We start from the raw sequence: 17,986 nt of genomic DNA, 5'->3' as shown, positions 1-17,986 counted from the left end.
ATAGCGAATATCCTTTATTCCTGTCGTGCGAATTAGTTTACTTTTGTCTGAATATTATGTATTTTTATGATAAGGACAATATGAAACAGGGGGGAAATTGACATGCTGTTTCAAAAAGGGAAACTGAAAGTTCGCGCGTTGGAAGAAAAGGATCAGGATCTGCTGGTGAAATGGTTGTCTGACCCAATCGTCTTGGAATTTTATGAAGGGCGTGACAACTCGTTTGATTTAGAAAAAGTGAAAGCGCATTTTTATAACGATGAACAAGATATCACTCGTTGTATTATCGAATTTGATGGTGATGAAATTGGCTATGCGCAGTATTATCCGCTATGTAAACAAAAAAGAGAACTATATGGCTATGCAGATGACGAATCTGTTATATACGGAACCGATCAATTAATCGGAGAAGTCAACCATTGGAATAAAGGGATCGGAAAAGTGCTTGTCAAAGCGATCGTTGAATATTTAGCAAAAGAAGAGCAAGCACAAAAAATTGTCATGAATCCGCAGTCGTGGAATGAGCGAGCGATTCGTTGTTATGAAAAGTGCGGATTTAAAAAAGTGAAGCTTCTTCCTGAACATACATTGCATGAAGGAAAGAAAGATGACTGCTGGCTGGTTGAGTACACAAATTAAAAAAAGACTGAAAAGCGATGTGTTTTTTCGGTCTTTTAGGTCTTAAGTTTGGTCTTTTTTCACTGCCTTTTCAAGTCGTTTACAATGGTGAACGGAAGTGCTGAGACGAGTGAGGTAGGTTGTAATGCTCCGAGCTCACTCGCCAGTCAGTAAAAAAGCAACGATGGCTGACATGAGAAATTCCCAGACCATCTTTGCTCCAAGAGAAGGAGTTACGCTTCTATTTGTCGTCATGCTTACGAGAATGGTACGTTGAATAGGTGTAAAAAAGAAGATAAATCAAAAAGATGGTGTTGAACACAGCCAATAGGGAAAACAGCGAGTCAATATGACGCGCTGCTTTTTCTATTGACAGATGAAATAAGACATGATATTATTATCTTGAATTAAAGATTATTTAAATTGAGATAAAGAACTGGAAGTGATAGAAAATGAATGCTAGATTAAAGGCGTTAGTCGTGTTAATGCGTGCCTCACAGTCGGTTCAGGATGTATTGCGAAAAGATATTAAAGCGTATGGGTTAAATACAACAGAATTTGCGGTACTTGAACTTTTATACCATAAAGGCGATCAGCCCATTCAGCATATCGGCAAAAAGATATTGCTTTCAAGCGGCAGTATTACGTATGTCGTCGACAAACTGGAACAAAAGGGGCTGATTGTTCGGAAAGATTGCCCGAAAGATCGCCGTGTCACCTATGCCGTAATTACTCATTCAGGAAAAAAGTTTATAGATGAAGTATTTCCTGAGCACGTAAAAACTGTTGATTCAATTTTTGAAGAGTTGTCAGAAGAAGAGCTAGAAAAAGTCACTCAATTATTAAAGAAAATAGGGATTCATGCAAGCAAAAAATAATTTTTTTTGCTTATGTATCTTGAATTAAAAATATATGAATTTAAGGAATAGGAGGAGAAAGGTGACTAAAAAAACAGTAGGTATTCACCACATTACAGCGATTGTTGGTCATCCACAGGAAAATGTTGATTTTTACGCCGGTGTTTTAGGCCTTCGTTTAGTGAAAAAAACGGTCAATTTTGATGATCCAGGGACCTATCATCTTTATTTCGGTGATCATGGTGGAAAGCCGGGAACTATTATTACATTTTTCCCATGGGTCGGTGCTCGTCGTGGAGCGATCGGCGATGGACAGGTAGGCGTCACATCGTATGTTGTCCCGGAAGGAGCCACTCAGTTTTGGGAAAAGCGGTTGGCAAAATTTAATGTTTCATTCATAAAAACAGAACGTTTTGGTGAACAGTATTTACAATTTGATGATCCTCATGGTCTTCATTTGGAAATCGTTGAACGGGCAGCAGGAGAAAGAAGCGAGTGGGCATTTGGCGGTGTGACACCGGAAGTAGCGATTAAAGGATTTGGCGGTGCTACATTATTCTCTGCGCAGCCTGAACAGACAGCTGCAATGTTGGAAAAAGTAATGGGACTGGAGTTGATTGGTCAAGAAGGGGATTTGGTTCGTTTTCGCTCTTCTGGAGATATCGGCAATGTGATTGACGTAAAGACAACACGAAGCGGCCGTGGTCAAATGGGTACCGGCACCGTTCATCATATCGCCTGGCGTGCTGATGATGACGAAGATCAATTAGCGTGGAAAAAACACGTTGAGCAGCATGGGTATGGAGTGACGCCTGTACGAGACAGAAATTATTTTAATGCCATTTATTTCAGAGAACGTGGAGAAATTTTATTTGAAATTGCGACAGACCCACCGGGATTTGCTCATGATGAGCCGCGGGACACAATGGGTGAGAACTTAAAACTGCCCGCGCAATATGAAATTCATAGAGAGAAGCTTGAGAAAACGATGATCCCTGTAGAAGTTAGGGAACTTAACGGCTGATATATTTCAGTACGCTTGAAAAAATCATAAATAAAACTGAAATGGAGAAATGTTTAATGTCAGTAAAAACAGAAGCTGGAGCCCTTATCTTACGGGTTGTATTAGGGATTATCTTTTTTGTTCATGGTTTAGTAAAGTTTCAAGGGGGAATTGAAAATACTGCAGGGTGGTTTGACAGTATCGGCATTCCGGGAGGATTTGCTTACGTTGTAGCGATCATTGAATTGGTCGGCGGTATGGCCTTAATCGTAGGATTTGGAACGAAAATTGTGTCAGCTTTGTTGGCGTTGCTTTTGATCGGTGCTACGTTGAAAGTAAAATTGGCTGTCGGGTTTCTTGGTAATGGGCAAATGGCGGGATATGAATTAGATGTGGCATTATTGGCTATTGCCTTATACCTTGCGATCAATGGCAGTAAGCAGTATTCTCTTGGCCGACTAATAAGAAAAGACTAATCAAAAAAGGTTGTTTCTTCAGAAAAATGAGCATAATAAGTAAGGCAAATTTTCAAAAACAAATCGGCGGTGAAGTAAATGGGGTTTTTAAGTAAATTATTTGGAAAATCATCTAATCATGAGGAGGAACAAACGATGGAAAATGTAAAATTAGCGGTGGTTTATTACAGTTCAACAGGAACGAATTATCAACTGGCGAAATGGGCAGAAGAAGGAGCAAAAGCGGCAGGTGCTGAAGTGAAAGTATTAAAAGTACCTGAAACGGCTCCACAATCAGCGATTGATTCAAATCCAGCCTGGAAGGCGCATGTAGAGGAAACGAAAAGTGTTCCTGAAGTAACACTGAATGATCTTGAATGGGCAGATGCCATTATTTTCAGCGTACCAACACGATTCGGTAATATGCCAGGACAAGTAAAACAATTTTTAGATACAACAGGCGGCCTTTGGTTCCACGGAAAGCTTGCAAATAAAGTAGTTAGCGCGATGACCTCCGCACAAAATGCGCATGGCGGTCAAGAAGCAACGATTTTGGCTCTTTATACAACAATGCATCATTGGGGGGCGCTCGTTGCGTCACCTGGTTACACAGACCCGGCAACATTTGCGGCTGGCGGCAATCCGTATGGTACAAGTGTAAGTGTTGACCAAAATGGCAAAATGGTAGAAGATGTACAGGCTGCTGTTAAACATCAAGCAAAGCGGACAGCGACAGTAGCGGAATGGGTAAAAAAAGGGAATCAATAAGTGGATAACGGTGAACCGGTGTTAGGCCGGTTCGCTTTTTTTGTCGACAAAATGATACAATGTTTTTAAAAAGTTGAATGGAGTTCTTATTTATGCTGCAATTATTGAATGCATTGCTCGGGAAATGGATGCCTATTTTGACACCGATTAGTGTCGTAACAGGGATCATCGCTGCCGAATACTTGCATTCGTGGGTGTTTATTGTCCCATGGCTATTTGCTTTTATGACGTTTGCGGGCAGTGTGAATTCAAATTTTAATATGCTTCATCATACGATGACCCATCCGTTTCCAATTGTAATAGCACTTGTGACATTGCATATTGTTGCACCGGTGTGGGCGCTCGTTGTTGGGCAGCTCATTTTTCCACATGATCCATTGACCGTAACCGGAATTACTCTAGCCCTTGTCATTCCAACGGGGATTACGAGTATGATCTGGGTAACGATGTATAAAGGAAGTGTACCGCTGTCGCTGGCGGTTATTTTAATTGATACGATGCTGTCGCCTATTATCGTACCGTTCAGTTTATCTGTTTTAGTTGGAAGTAACGTTGAAATGAGCTTTATGGATGTGATGAACGGACTTTTCTGGATGATTGTCATTCCATCACTAGTGGGGATGGGTGTCAATCAATGGCTAAAGGCGGAAAGGGCAAGCCGCATTGGCCAGAAATTATCGCCATTTTCAAAACTATCATTGCCGGTCGTTGTGGCAATCAATAGTTCCGTTATTGCTCCCTATGTGAAAAATATCGATTTAGAAATTTTGGGGATTTTGGTGACGATCTTTCTTATTGTATTATCTGTTTATTTATTTTCATGGGGAATTGCATATGTATTTAAACAAAACAAAGAAAATACAGTTGCCATCGTTTATACAAGCGGCATGCGTAATTTTAGTGCCGGTGCGGTCATTGCTGTTAACTTTTTTCCGCCAAAAGTCGCAGTTCCCGTCATCGTTTGTATGTTGTTCCAACAATTACTTGCTGCTTTTCATGGTTATTTAATCACGCTCGTGTATGAAAAAAAAGTATTCAAGAAATCTAAGCAAAAACGCCTATCCTCATAATGGACAGGCGTTTCTTTATTTTTTTCGTTTTGCTTCCTGTCTTTCCCGGTGTGCTTCCGTGATATGTTCAATGTCACTGCGCATAAGAAAGAACGTAATAATGCCGGAAAACACAGAAGCTCCACTGGCAATCAAAATGCGTGTCTGCGCGTCAATCATGGAAAAATCTTTATTTAACATCCACGTTGCAATTGAAAAAACGAGGATCATAACCGGAATGACAAAAATAAATCGTTTCATTAACTTTCTGTCCATCCTTTCATGTTCTTTTTGTCAGTGTAGCATAACTTGCATGTGAACTTTTAATGAAATGTGTCAAGTGGGGAATATGCTTTAAAAAGCCGTAGTCTATTGACCACAAAAAAGCAACCGTAAACCGAGACTGCTTACAAATTACCTTGATCATTAATGTATTCATCTTCATTTACCCAGCTCTTTTCGAATGTACGGTATGGAATGATAGTGAAATTAACGGTCCATCGTTCTCCAAATTGTGCCTGCGGGCAAACTCAAGAGAGGCAAGAGTTAATGCCAGCCGAATGATTCCGACAGTTCGAATGTATTGTTTAAAACGAATTGGCTAATAGTAGTATCGGGCGTTTCAGGTATCAATTGGGTAAAACCGACAATGGTAACAGCACCAACTAATTCTTTTTTATAATTTAAAATCGGCACGCTGAATGATGAAACGTGATCGACGAGCGGTTCGACGGCGTATGAAAAATAGGTGCGGCGAATAATCTCGAGTTCTTGTTCAAATTGATCTTTCTCATCATCCGTTAAATTCTTTAGTTCATTCATTTTCCATTCAACGACATCCGATGTAGGCTGAAACGCAGCAATCATTTTCCCTGAAGATGATAGCAAAGGGAGCTTTGTGCCGATTTGGGCGCCGATATTTAATCCGTAACTGGCACTCCATATGTTAGCAATGACAGGTCCGTCATGCGTCCAGACAGACAATAGAGCAGTTAGTTTTGTATGGCGGCTAATGTCCTTTAAATATGGGGTAACGCGACTGATAACATCTTCACTTCCAATAGCCGCATTGCCGTATTCAATCAATTTGCTGCCAAGAAAAAAAGATCCTTGTTTCTTATCACGGTACAGCAGACCGAGCATGGTTAGTGTATTTAAGTATTTATATAAATTGCTTTTTGTAATGCCAGTCAGCTCTTGAATTTCAGTAAACTTAAGCGGCTGGCCTTGTTTAATAAGCGTTTCGATAATATGCATACCGGTCTGTAATGATCCGATAACCGGCACTGATTTATTCGTTTCCATCTTATTGCTCCTTTCAATCAGTTTTTTCACATAATCATGGCATAACTTCAGAAAGCTGTCCAATTGAAAAATAGTGGATTTGAATGTTGACAATTGTAAGCGGATACGATAAATTTTATATAAATAAAGAACAGTGTTAACTAAAAGTGGAATCAGGAGGAATGCTAAAAATGAAATTAGTCACATTTACAAATAATGGTGTAACACGTATTGCGTCTCTTGAAGGAGAAAAAGTGGTAGATCTAAACGCAGCTTACAAAGCGAAACTTGCTTCTGAAGGGAAAATTCGTGCAGCTCAAATTGCAGAAGCATACGTACCTGCCGACATGACCGGATTTTTGCAGGGGGGTGCTGAAAGCCTTAGTTATGCAAAAGAAGCAGTGGCTTATGCGCTTGGAAACAATGAAAGCGATGTACCGCTTGTATTCGAAAAATCACAGGTGAAAATTGGGGCTCCTGTTCCAAACCCAGGGAAAATCTTCGCTGTAGGGCACAACTACCGTGAGCATATTCTTGAAATGGGACGTGAACTTCCTTCTCATCCAGTTGTATTTGCTAAATTTGCTAATACGCTGATTGGGCCACAAGATGATATTCCTTTCTACCCGATTTCAGAACAATTAGATTATGAAGCAGAATTTGCGTTTGTGATTGGGAAGAAAGGTAAAAATATTCCAGAAGAAGATGCACTTGATTATGTTGCAGGTTATGCAGTAGCTAACGATGTTACTTATCGTGACTTCCAACGTCGTACACTCCAATGGTTACAAGGTAAAACGGTCGATGGCAGTTTGCCAATGGGGCCTTGGATGGTGACTTCGGATGAATTGACAGATCCGCAAAGCTTGGAAATGGTTCTAACAGTAAATGGTGAAGAGCGTCAACGCACTAATACGGCGAACCAAGTATTCACGGTTAAAAAATTAGTATCGTTCCTATCTACCATTGCTACACTAGAGCCTGGTGATATTGTAATTACAGGAACTCCTGGCGGGGTCATTCAAGCAATGGATCCGCAAGTATGGTTAAAAGATGGCGATGTAGTTCGCATTGAAATTGAAAAAGTCGGTGTTTTAGAAAATAAAGTACGCGCTGTAAAAGGAGAGTAATAAGTATGACACAAAACGCGATTACTTCCGTTAGTGAGTCAATTGATCGTATTATCGAAACGGTTAAAGGATTATCAGAAGAAACGATTCGATGGAATCCAACTGAAGATGAATGGTCCATTATGCAAATTATGGCCCACATTGTTGAAGCATTGCCTTATTGGGTAGAGGAAATTGATCAACTTGTTCAATCACCCGGAAAAGAGTGGGGGAGAAATCATCTGCATGAACCTCGTTTAGAAGCTGTAAGGCCTGCCACAGTGGACGCGGTGAGCGTGGATGAGATGTTGCAAAAATTAGAAAAAGTTAAACAACAGGTAAAAGACGGAATCGAAAACATAACTGCTGAGCAGCTGGCAGCTGAGGCACCAAGCAAAAATCCTAACTTTGGTACGAAACCACTTTCATTTATTATTGATCATTTAATTGACCAGCATGTCAATAAACACGAGGGTCAAATTCAACGTAACTTATCTAAAGTAAGCAAGTAACTATTATAGGGGGGTTATAAAGATGGCAGAAACAACTGAATTTATGAAAAGTCAAATCGTACAAGACTTCACGAAAGATATTCGCCAATATAATCTTGGTCCACTATGGGAAGCAATTCCAGCATTGATGCATAAATCACCAGAACCACATGCAAAAGCGTATCTTTGGAAAGCGAGTTTACTCGAGAAGAAGTTAATGGAAGCGGCTCAAATTTTCACTCCAGACCGTGGCGGGGAAAGAAGAGCGATTTATTTACAAAACCCTGGTTTAGATTATCGTCAGCCTTGGGGCTGGGCTTCTACAACGCAAACTCTTTATGCAGCGGTTCAATTGCTTCAACCTGGTGAAGTGGCTCCTTCTCACCGCCATTCCCAAAATGCACTCCGCTTCATTACGAAGGGGGAAGGCGCGTATAGTATTGTTCAAGGTGAAAGAATCTTCATGGAAGAAGGAGATTTCTTAATTACACCGAAAGACCTTTGGCATGGTCATGGTCATGAAGGAACAAAACCGATGATTTGGACAGATGTTCTTGATATACCAACCATTTATGCGTTGGGTGGCACATTCTTTGAAAACTATCCAGAACGAATTGAACAACCGAAAGTACCGGATAACTACGGTTCACAACGTTACGCTGCAGGTATGTTACGTCCTGTTACGGATCGTAAACCGTCTACTGCACCATTAGGATCATACAAATGGGAACACACACATAAGGCGATTGAATCATTAAGCCAATTTGACCCGGATCCATTCGAAGGATATGCTGTAGAATTCATTAACCCTTCTACTGGTCAAACAGCGAACCCAACGATTGCTGCTTGGATTCAGAAGTTCCCTAAAGGCTTCCGTACGAAAGCACAGCGTCATACAAGTGCATCGATCCATCAAGTTTATAAAGGCTCTGGATACAGCATTATTAATGGTGTTCGTTTCGATTGGGAAGAAGGAGATTTCCTTGCTGTTCCAAACTGGGCTTGGGTTGAACATGTGGCAGCGGAAGATACGTATTTCTTCACTGTTAATGACCTTCCAATCATGGAAAAATTCGATATTGAAAAACAAGAAGCGTATGATAAAAACAATGGTCAACAAGAAGTGACATCTGAGTTCAAACCGTTCTTAGCTTAAGGATGAAAAGAATTGCTTGTTGATATAGATGTGCCTGCTGCTGAAATATAGCGGCAGGCATTTTTTTGTATTGCTTTAGACGCAAAAAAGCGGAGCGGATTCGCATGATAAAGTGAAACTTCATTTCGTGGGGGGTTTAGGCCCATAGGATGTGGGTCATGTAGACGTTGTCACAGGAAGTGACGGTCGTAGTCTGCGTTCTGCGACACTATCTGAGTGACCAGGCGCTCAGCTCGGCCCGAACCAATCGGACTTTTACGGACAGCTGATCCTAAATGCAGCCTTCTTTTCTTTTCAAAGTCTGCCCATTAATGCGGGAAAAAATAAAAAACCATTCAGTGAAGAATGGTTTTATGGACGGTAACCGAATGATGCTGAAACTTTATAGGCCTGCCGGATTACATATTGACTGATTTCATCATCTGCATTGGTTGGAATATGCGGTGTAAAACCGACAATAGTTAGTGCACCGATTAAATTTTTTTCGAAATCAAGAAGAGGTACGCTAAATGATGAAATGTGCTCAATGAGCGGTTCCACTGCGCATGTAAACTTGTTTTTTTCTATCTCTTCACGTTCAGCGATGAACGTTTTCCGTTTTACTTCTGTCAATTTGCTAAGTTCCCGCAGTTCCCAATCGCGTGCTTCTGCTCCGTTCATAAAAGCAGCAAATATCTTTCCGGATGATGACAAAAGTGGCAACTTTGCACCAATTTGAGCGCCGATGTTAATGCCGTAGTTAGCGTTCCATATGTGGGCGATAACGGGACCATCATGTGACCAAATTGCCAATAATGTTGTTAGAGACGTTTGCTGGCTGATGTCCTTTAAGTGAGGGATAATACGGCCAATGATGTCTGTGTTGCCGAGAGCTGCATTTCCATATTCAATCAGCCGGCTGCCGAGTGAATACGCATTTTGAATGGGATCGCGGTATAAGATACCGGCTTGGGTAAGGGTGTATAAATATTTGTACAAATTGCTTTTCGTCATGCCAGTTAATTCTTGAACATCAGAAGACTTTAATGGTTTTCCCTGTTCTAGAAAGACATCGATAATATTAATGCCAAGTTGCAGTGATTGAATTCCTTGTGGACTTTTATTTTTTGTCATATCTTCCCTGCTACTAAAAACATAGATAAATAGAGCAATTCATCTATACTAGACTGTTCGGGCCTTTTTTAGTGCAGAAATCACCTCTCTTTCAATAGTTTGTTTATTCTATATCGTACGGTGAAGGAGCAAGAAAAACAAGTAGAGATCATGAACCTGTTTGAAAAAAGGTGTGCTTACGGTCGCTTTTTATAAGCAATCAATACGCATAATTTTTGAATAATAAAAAGTATTTTTAAATTTTTATTGAAACATAGTTCAAGATCCTTTATACTCCTATTAAGAAACAGCGTCCATTATTTTTATAATAAAAATCGTGAGAATAATGGGGAAATACTTTTTTTATAAAAAGTAAGCGCTTTAAAAATCTCGGAATTTCATTTGGAGGGATCAGTATGGTGAAGGTCAACGCGGCTGAAATTATTAACAATAGTAAATTTAACCGCTTTCATTTAAGTTTGTTAGCGTGGTGTTTTCTGATTATTTTATTTGATGGATATGATTTAGTTGTTTTTGGAACGGTTGTTCCCAAGTTGATTCAAGAGTGGAACTTATCGACGGTCGAAGCAGGAGCGATGGGTAGCTACGGATTATTCGGTATGATGTTCGGAGCGATGATTTTAGGGATACTGGCAGATCGTCTTGGCAGAAAAAAAGTAACGGCTATCTCGCTCATATTGTTCAGTTTATTTACTGCATTATGCGGGTTTGCAGATGATCCGACTACTTTCTCTATTTATCGCTTTATAGCTGGTTTAGGACTTGGCGGCATTATGCCAAATGTTATTGCGCTATTAACGGACTACTCTCCGAAAAGAATGAAAAGTATGACTGTTTCTATCGTTCTTTGTGGATACTCTGTTGGTGGGATGCTTGCACCGACACTGGGAATTTTAATTATGCCGGCATTTGGCTGGGAATCTGTATTTTGGTTTGCTGCACTTCCATTAGTATTGTTACCGTTGATGTATAAAAGACTTCCTGAATCTGCAGTTTACTTAGCTAAAACGGGTAAAAAGGAAGAGCTGTTTCGCATACTGAAAAAAGTCGACCCTAAATTTACGTATAGTAAAGATGATGAGCTCATGGAACTTCCAGTAATGGAATCTAAAGTTCCAGTTGTAGGATTGTTCCAAGAAAAACGAGCATTAGGTACGGTTATGTTTTGGATTGCTTCCTTTACTTGTTTGTTAATGGTATACGGTTTGAATACATGGTTGCCTAAATTAATGATTGAAGCGGGTTATGCGTTGAATTCAAGCTTAGGTTTCTTGATTGCGCTTCAAGGTGGAGCGATTATAGGGACGCTCATTATTGCGCGTCTTTGTGATAAATATGGTTCCAAAAAAATGCTTGTACCCATGTATGCTTCAGGTGCCATTGCCCTAACATTACTTGGATTTGGCGGAAATACATTTGTCATTTATTTATTGGTAGCGATTGCAGGAGCTGCTACAATTGGAGCTCAAAATATTGTTCAAGCTTATATATCACAATATTATTCACCAACTATGCGTTCTACAGCTCTAGGAATGTTTTCTGGAATTGGTCGAATGGGTGGAATGCTTGGTCCAATATTAGGAGGATTCCTATTATCCGTTACATTACCGATTCAATTCAACTTTATTGCGTTTGCTATACCAGGTCTGATTGCGGCTATCGCTTTATCTTTTGTACCTGCAAAGCGAGCTTATTATCTTAATCGGACTAAGAAATCCGAGCAAGAGAAAATCAAAATGGCAGACGCTAAATTAGCGGAATAAGCCACTGTTTGATATGAGAACTAAATAAAGAATGTGAAAAGCAGGTATGATATTTCATCGTACCTGCTTTTTGTTCTTTATCTTTTGATTCAAGTACATCCTCTTTTACTAAAAATGAAAAAAGAAGATAAAGGGAATGGACAAATTTCATGAAAGCGGTTGACAGATATAAAGAAATAATTTAGAATTATATTAATGATAGACAAGGTTCTCTATTAGTGGAATATAAGAGGAGGAAATTATATGAAACATGTAAGCGAAGTAATCGTAGTTGGCGGCGGTATTGGTGGACTTGCAGCAGCACTTGGTGTGGTCGAAGCAGGGAAAACTGTAGCTGTTCTTGAACAAGCCCCCCAATTCGGTGAAGTAGGCGCAGGCATCCAACTTGGCCCAAATGCAATGGCGGTTCTGGATCGTTTTGGACTGATTGATGAAATTAATAAATTGGCTGTATTCCCGAAACGTCTTGTATTAAAAGATGTGTATACAGGAGAAGAATTAACAGTATTGGATCTTGGTGAGGAATTTCAAGAACGTTACGGTCAGCCATATATTGTTATGCACAGATCCGATTTGCATAGAGTGTTGCTTGAAGCGTGCCAAAAATCGAATAAAATTACGTTATTCAATGATCAAGCTATCCAATCTGCAGATGAAAATGAAAGCGGTGTCTTAGTAACGAACCAACGTGGTGAAACATTTGCGGCAGAAGCATTGATCGGGGCAGACGGCCTTAAATCGAATATCCGAAAACTATTTAGCGATGATGAGCCTATTTGCTCTGAATACGTTGCATATCGCGGTACAATTCCAATTAATGAAATCTCAGCTGACAATAACCTTGATGACGTAATTATGTGGATTGGCCCGAATCTTCATCTCGTTCAATATCCGGTTCGTCGCGGTGAACTTTACAATCAGGTTGTTGTATTTAAATCATTTGAATATAAAGAAGGATCAGATGACTGGGGTACACCAGAGGAAATGGATAAACGCTTTGAAGGATGCCATCCGCTCGTTGTCAATGCTCTTTCCTTCATCCAACGTCAAATCCGCTGGCCGATGTACGATCGTTTGCCAATTAATAACTGGACAAAAGGAAACATTACACTTCTTGGCGATGCAGCTCATCCGATGCTTCAATACTTGGCACAAGGCGGCTGCCAGGCGCTTGAAGATGCAGCATGCATGGCAGATGAACTGCTGAAAAATGACGGAGATTACGCAACAGTTTTCCAAAACTATCAAGAACAACGTATTCCGCGTACAGCAAAAGTGCAAACGAATGCAAGAACGTGGGGCGAAATTATCCATGCAGAAGATCAATTGGCTTTATTGCTCCGTGATACGATCTTCAAATCACGCGAAGCAAATGATTTCAGCGCAACGGATTTCCTATATGGCTATCATAAAAATAAAAGTTTAGTGAAATAAAGTGAAGAGCCCTGTAATTTACAGGGCTCTTTTTTAAAAGAAAAAAGAGGAAGTTTGAAGGTCTACAACAGGTAACCCCGCCATATCAAATGGACGGGGTTACAAGTTTTCCGAACGGGAAAGCCCATCGTCTTTAGACATGGGATGAGAGTGAGGTTGAACGAGGCATGTCCTTTGGCACATACTTGTTCGATTTTTTTGTTTTCTCGACACTTTTTTTGTAAAAGGAACATGTATTCTGTTATGATGAACGTATCAAGTGAGGAAGGAGGGCGCCACTATGTTTGTCACACATTCCTTTCGAATTCCTTATAATGAGGAGCTATATAATGAATTAAGAATGATGCAGCGGGAAGCCGCATCCGTATGGAATGACATTGTTCGGGAAACGGCTTCTTATTATTTCGCGTGTAAAAAGTGGCTGAGTAAAACAGAGGTTCAAGCCATCCGAAAACAAACGTATGATCTTCATTCTCAAACGGTTCAAGCGATTGCGGATAAATACGCGGCGAACCGTGAAACGATCCGGCAGCTGCGAAAAACGGACAAAAAAGCCAAATATCCGTGGCGAAAAAAAGAGTATTATTGTATTCCGTTAAAAAAAGCCTCTATGGACGTGTCCAAAGAGACGATCACGATTAAAAAAGCGGAGTATGGATATGCCCTTTCAGACTTGATAACCAAGAAGAAAAAGAATGCGTGGACGGAAAAGGTTCCGAAGAAAAACAAAGCGGTTTTCATACCCAATCGATCTGGCGAAGACCTAGAAAGCTGTAATTATGCGGAAATCGTGTGGAGAAACGGAGCGTACTGGTTTTGTTATGCGGTTTCTGTTCCTGAAAAAGACCTTTCTGCGTATGACAGGAAAGTAGCTGGCGGGGATTTAGGGGAAATCCATGCGGTGACGGTGGCAACAGAGGAGAAAGCTTTATTAGTATCCGGACGAGCGATGCGCAGTCTCTCTCAATTCCGTGCCAAGGCATTAGCCGATTTGAGCAAGAAAATGTCCCGCTGCAAAAAAGGATCGAACCAATGGAAAAAATACCGGCAAGCGAAAAGTCGGATTCGCCAAAAAAGTAAGAATCAGCTCGAACACTTGGAACATAAGACAACGAAAGAAATTGTCGCCTTTTTAGAGGAAGAGCACGTCACAAACTTTGTGATCGGGCATGTATCTGGGATCGAAAAAAACACGAAGAAACACAGCCAAAAGAAACAAAGGACAAACAAAAAACGAAGACAGCAGCTTTCTTTGTGGAATCAAGGGAAAATCAAACAAAAACTCACGTATAAAGCGCAGTTAAAAGGCATCGAAGTGGAAGAAACAGAAGAAAGCTATATGTCACAAGACTGTCCGTTTTGCGGGGGAAGACACCATGCGAATGGACGACATTTCATTTGTTCTGTTCACCAAACAGAAATCCATCGTGATGTCAATGGCGCGCAAAACATCGCCCGTAAACAACACCACATGGCCACGAAACCGCTCTTATCGGTGATCTACAAGCAGCCCGTTTGGTATAAACGGTTTTTGTCAGATGAACAAAGACAAAAAACGAAACATCCAAACGATCGACCGAAAAAAGAAAAACGTATCGCCAGCCGAATGGCGTAGTCGGCACAGACCTTGCCCTCTTGAAAGACTGTTTTTCACTCAAGAGTTGGTCGCCTAAGTTCCGCCTCTGCCTCTTTCGATGAAAGAAGGCAAGTGGGATGTTCGCGAAAAAGAACCCCATGGCTTCAGCCGTGGGGGTGGTCAGTGAAAGTAGCGATAATATATTTTTTTGCTTTCTTCTACAGAGGATACACCTTGTATAAAGACGCGGCCATCTTTAAACGCGGTAACCGTATAAGGTTCCTTTTTAAAGGAGAGTAAGAAAGCATTTTGATGCGTTACATCGGCATTTTTTTTCACATTTTCAGATAAAAGATGAAGGTCGCGCCGATCAATGCCAGCTGGCCGGATTTGGACGGTATCCCGGCCACATAATACAGCAAACTTTGTTGATTGTTCATATGAAAGAAATGGATAAACCGGATTTGCCCCGCATGATGGGCAGTCCGGTTTTTTTAGTCGGGCTACATCAACGGATGAAAACTGATTTGTCCATAAATCAAATGAAAAAACGGTACTGCGTAAAGCATCAATATTGCCTGTAAGCCATTTTAATGCTTCTGCGGTTTGCACAGAAGCGGTCATTTGAACAGCTGGAGAAATAATGCCGGCTGTATCGCACGTAGCGCCTGCTTGAGGGATTGTATCCATTAAACAATGGAGACATGGCGTTTTGCCAGGGATAACAAGCAGTGATAGACCGCCTGATGCGACACAAGCACCGTATACCCATGGGATTTTAAATTTTTGAGCAGCGTCGTTAAGAATAAAGCGGATGTCAAAGTTATCGGTGCCGTCAATAACAAGATCGACAATATTACGAGAAAAAAACCGCTCAAAAAAATCAGCATCTGCATCAAGGGTTAACGCATCAACGATAATGTCTGAGTTAATTGCTGAGAGTCTTTTCTTTGCAGCATCTGCTTTCGGTATCCGATCAATCGCATCTTGCTCTGTGTATAAGTTTTGACGCTGTAAGTTCGAAAAATCAACATAATCCCGGTCAATAATTGTGATGCGGCCAACGCCGGCACGGACGAGCATTTCCGCATTCGCTGCCCCGAGTGCCCCCGCTCCAATAAGTAAGATGTGCTTATTGTGAAGTGTTTCCTGACCGCTTTTTCCGATTTCGGAGAATAACACTTGGCGCGAATACCGTTCGGTCAAAGTACACTCATTCCTTCCAATGGACTCGAAGCAGCAGCATGCATCTTTTTCGGGATACGCCCCGCTTCAAATCCAGCACGGCCTGCAAGAACACCGTATTTCATCGCTTCAGCCATTTTTACAGGGTCGCGTGCACCCGAAACAGCTGTGTTGAGAAGAACACCATCGGCCCCGAGTTCCATCGCTTTTGCTGCGTCAGAAGGCACCCCGATTCCAGCGTCGACAATAACCGGTACAGAAGACTGTTCAATAATATAACGGATATTGAGAGGATTAATAATGCCAAGACCTGTGCCGATTGGCGATGCACCCGGCATTATTGCGTGACAGCCAAGATCTTCAAGCCGCTTTGCGAGCAGCACGTCATCAGATGTGTAAGGCAAAACAATAAATCCTTCTTCAAGCAACATTTCAGATGCTTTCAATGTTTCAATCGGGTCTGGCAACAGTGTTTTATCACAGCCAATCACTTCGACTTTAATCATGTCACAAAGTCCGGATGCTTTTGCAAGCTTTGCGATACGAACCGCTTCTTCCGCCGTTTTCGCCCCAGCCGTATTTGGCAGCAGTGTGTATTTTTTTACATCAATCTTTTCTAAAAAATTTGGCTGATTTGGTTCGAAAATATTCATTCGGCGCACTGCAAACGTTAAAATTTCTGTTTCTGATTTTTCTACTGCTTCTTTTTGAATATCGAAATTTGGAAACTTTCCGGTTCCAAGCAGCAATCTTGATGTAAATGAATAAGGTCCAATGTTTAACATATTATCCGCCTCCTACAAATTGAACGATTTCAACCCGGTCGCCATCACTGAGCACCGCATCATCGCGTGTTGTTTTGTCTAAAATTGATTGATTGAGTTCGACAATTGCCAATTCTTTATTTAACTTAAAGTGATTCAGCAAATCGCGGACTGTTGTGACGTGATCTGGCAGTTGCACGTCACGTCCGTTCACGGTCATGTTCATACCAATAGTTCCTCCTTTTTTGTTTGAAACCGGATTGGAGAGAAAGGGGCAAGGATGGCCGCTGTTTTTTCGCAGCCATTTAAATACCGCTCCATTAATACCCCAGTTACAGGACTTAATAAAATACCGTTCCGGTAATGGCCGGTGCATATGTAAAGACCATTAATAGAAGGATGGGCGCCGATTATCGGCAATCCATCAGATGATTGGGGCCTCACTCCGGTCCATGTGCGGTCAATGATCCCTTCGTCCAGCACAGGCAAAAGCCGCGCAGCCCGGTTAAGCAAAGAGCGGATGCCGCCTGCTGTAACGGATGAATCAAATGAGCCGGGATAAGATGTCGCGCCAATCAACATCTCCTTATTACGCTTTGGCACGATGTAGCAGCCATCAACCGCAAAAACGGTTTTTACAGGTGCCGCTTCAGTCAGTTTCACTGACACGCATTCACCCTTTACTGGAATGATCGGCGGCACGAAACCCGCATCCTCAAATAATGTATGGCTCCATGCGCCGGCTGCATTAATGACACGATCGGAATAAAATACTCCGCGGGCTGTATGTACCCCGCATACTGTATTCGCTTCCACGGCGATCTGAACAACAGCCTCTCGTTCGTACACATGGACACCGGCGTTGACGGCCGCCAGCAAAAATGCGCGGGCGAGCAGCGGTGCTTTCACCTGATTATCTTTTTCTAAATAAATGGCACCGGCTGTTTCCTTGGACATACATGATTCTACAGATGGCACATCATCGGGCTCGAGCCACTGAACAGATGCATCTTTGCTGGCTAAAAAAGCATACTGCTTGAGAAGAGCAGGCCGATCATCGGCTGTAGCCGCTACTTTTAACAGTCCTGCTTTGCGCAATTCAATATCTACACCGGACTCTTCGAACAACTCATCGCGAAGATCCGGAAACATTGCCCGGCTTTCAAGCGCTATATCCATAAGCGGATTTTCATACTCAAATTCATTTTGCGCACCAAGCATGCCGCCCGCTGCAATCGATGCTTTGCCTGCTGTACCGGCGTCAAACACAGCCACAGACAAACCGGATTTTGCTAGACGATAAGCAATTGAACAGCCAATCACACCGCCGCCGGCAATAATAACATCATATCGTTTCATCG

At 41.5% G+C, this 17,986-nt stretch carries 19 protein-coding genes; 12 read left to right on the top strand and 7 right to left on the bottom strand.

Going from position 1 to position 17,986, the window contains the following annotated elements:
* Positions 1–102 precede the first annotated feature (102 nt).
* From ACZYRN_RS13475 to ACZYRN_RS13450, 6 genes are all read left to right on the top strand, one after another.
* On the top strand, positions 103–639 hold the full coding sequence (locus ACZYRN_RS13475; protein WP_488912118.1) for a GNAT family N-acetyltransferase: 537 nt from the start codon (positions 103–105) through the stop codon (positions 637–639).
* Between the two features lie 431 nt (positions 640–1,070).
* Positions 1,071–1,496, top strand: a complete 426-nt coding sequence (locus tag ACZYRN_RS13470) for a MarR family winged helix-turn-helix transcriptional regulator (protein ID WP_488912117.1) — start codon at positions 1,071–1,073, stop codon at positions 1,494–1,496.
* A gap of 61 nt (positions 1,497–1,557) precedes the next feature.
* Positions 1,558–2,499 (top strand): ring-cleaving dioxygenase, encoded by a 942-nt coding sequence (locus ACZYRN_RS13465; protein WP_488912116.1) that lies wholly within the window; start codon positions 1,558–1,560, stop codon positions 2,497–2,499.
* A gap of 56 nt (positions 2,500–2,555) precedes the next feature.
* A complete protein-coding gene (locus tag ACZYRN_RS13460) occupies positions 2,556–2,954 on the top strand; it encodes a DoxX family protein (RefSeq protein WP_488912115.1) in 399 nt (132 codons plus the stop codon).
* A 135-nt stretch (positions 2,955–3,089) separates the two neighbouring features.
* On the top strand, positions 3,090–3,701 hold the full coding sequence (gene wrbA, locus ACZYRN_RS13455) for an NAD(P)H:quinone oxidoreductase (RefSeq protein WP_488912114.1): 612 nt from the start codon (positions 3,090–3,092) through the stop codon (positions 3,699–3,701).
* Positions 3,702–3,793: 92 nt separating this feature from the next.
* Entirely contained in the window at positions 3,794–4,771 is a 978-nt protein-coding gene (locus tag ACZYRN_RS13450) for a bile acid:sodium symporter family protein (protein WP_488912113.1), read from the top strand.
* 15 nt (positions 4,772–4,786) lie between these two features.
* Here ACZYRN_RS13450 and ACZYRN_RS13445 read toward each other — a convergent pair whose 3' ends face one another.
* Both ACZYRN_RS13445 and ACZYRN_RS13440 read right to left on the bottom strand, forming a co-directional pair.
* Positions 4,787–5,011, bottom strand: a complete 225-nt coding sequence (locus ACZYRN_RS13445) for a hypothetical protein (RefSeq protein ID WP_488912112.1) — start codon at positions 5,009–5,011, stop codon at positions 4,787–4,789.
* 285 nt (positions 5,012–5,296) lie between these two features.
* Positions 5,297–6,055 (bottom strand): IclR family transcriptional regulator, encoded by a 759-nt coding sequence (locus tag ACZYRN_RS13440; RefSeq protein ID WP_488912111.1) that lies wholly within the window; start codon positions 6,053–6,055, stop codon positions 5,297–5,299.
* A gap of 170 nt (positions 6,056–6,225) precedes the next feature.
* Between ACZYRN_RS13440 and ACZYRN_RS13435 the strand changes: the two genes are divergently transcribed.
* The 3 genes from ACZYRN_RS13435 to ACZYRN_RS13425 are packed head-to-tail and all read left to right on the top strand — an operon-like array spanning position 6,226 to position 8,790.
* On the top strand, positions 6,226–7,164 hold the full coding sequence (locus ACZYRN_RS13435) for a fumarylacetoacetate hydrolase family protein (RefSeq protein WP_488912110.1): 939 nt from the start codon (positions 6,226–6,228) through the stop codon (positions 7,162–7,164).
* Between the two features lie 5 nt (positions 7,165–7,169).
* Positions 7,170–7,655, top strand: a complete 486-nt coding sequence (locus tag ACZYRN_RS13430) for a DinB family protein (RefSeq protein ID WP_488912109.1) — start codon at positions 7,170–7,172, stop codon at positions 7,653–7,655.
* Positions 7,656–7,677: 22 nt separating this feature from the next.
* Complete coding sequence (locus tag ACZYRN_RS13425; protein WP_488912108.1) at positions 7,678–8,790, top strand: cupin domain-containing protein; 1,113 nt, start codon at positions 7,678–7,680, stop codon at positions 8,788–8,790.
* A 351-nt stretch (positions 8,791–9,141) separates the two neighbouring features.
* Here the strand turns inward: ACZYRN_RS13425 and ACZYRN_RS13420 are convergent, their stop codons facing one another.
* A complete protein-coding gene (locus ACZYRN_RS13420; protein WP_488912107.1) occupies positions 9,142–9,903 on the bottom strand; it encodes an IclR family transcriptional regulator in 762 nt (253 codons plus the stop codon).
* A 395-nt stretch (positions 9,904–10,298) separates the two neighbouring features.
* Here ACZYRN_RS13420 and ACZYRN_RS13415 point away from each other — a divergent pair, with 395 nt between their 5' ends.
* The 3 genes from ACZYRN_RS13415 to ACZYRN_RS13405 all read left to right on the top strand — a co-directional run bounded on the left by ACZYRN_RS13415 (position 10,299) and on the right by ACZYRN_RS13405 (position 14,715).
* Positions 10,299–11,666, top strand: coding sequence for an MFS transporter (locus tag ACZYRN_RS13415; RefSeq protein ID WP_488912106.1), 1,368 nt, complete (start codon positions 10,299–10,301; stop codon positions 11,664–11,666).
* A 243-nt stretch (positions 11,667–11,909) separates the two neighbouring features.
* Positions 11,910–13,100 (top strand): FAD-dependent monooxygenase, encoded by a 1,191-nt coding sequence (locus tag ACZYRN_RS13410; RefSeq protein ID WP_488912105.1) that lies wholly within the window; start codon positions 11,910–11,912, stop codon positions 13,098–13,100.
* Positions 13,101–13,380: 280 nt separating this feature from the next.
* Positions 13,381–14,715: an RNA-guided endonuclease InsQ/TnpB family protein gene (locus tag ACZYRN_RS13405; protein ID WP_488912104.1), complete on the top strand. Its 1,335-nt coding sequence runs from the start codon at positions 13,381–13,383 to the stop codon at positions 14,713–14,715.
* Between the two features lie 141 nt (positions 14,716–14,856).
* On the opposite strand, the gene ACZYRN_RS13400 is transcribed toward ACZYRN_RS13405, so the two are convergent.
* From ACZYRN_RS13400 to thiO, 4 genes are read right to left on the bottom strand one after another with little or no spacing between them, the layout of a single operon-like run.
* Entirely contained in the window at positions 14,857–15,882 is a 1,026-nt protein-coding gene (locus tag ACZYRN_RS13400) for a ThiF family adenylyltransferase (protein ID WP_488912103.1), read from the bottom strand.
* Entirely contained in the window at positions 15,879–16,646 is a 768-nt protein-coding gene (locus ACZYRN_RS13395; RefSeq protein ID WP_488912102.1) for a thiazole synthase, read from the bottom strand. The genes ACZYRN_RS13400 and ACZYRN_RS13395 overlap by 4 nt, the downstream gene beginning before the upstream one ends.
* Before the next feature lies 1 nt (position 16,647).
* Positions 16,648–16,851, bottom strand: a complete 204-nt coding sequence (gene thiS / locus ACZYRN_RS13390) for a sulfur carrier protein ThiS (RefSeq protein WP_488912101.1) — start codon at positions 16,849–16,851, stop codon at positions 16,648–16,650.
* Positions 16,848–17,984, bottom strand: coding sequence for a glycine oxidase ThiO (gene thiO / locus ACZYRN_RS13385; RefSeq protein WP_488912100.1), 1,137 nt, complete (start codon positions 17,982–17,984; stop codon positions 16,848–16,850). Before thiO ends, thiS begins: the two co-directional genes overlap by 4 nt.
* Between the last annotated feature and the right edge of the window lie 2 nt (positions 17,985–17,986).

This window comes from Domibacillus sp. F004, assembly GCF_057814295.1.
Note: the sequence above shows the minus strand (reverse complement) of the source record. Positions and strands in the feature narration are given on the sequence as shown.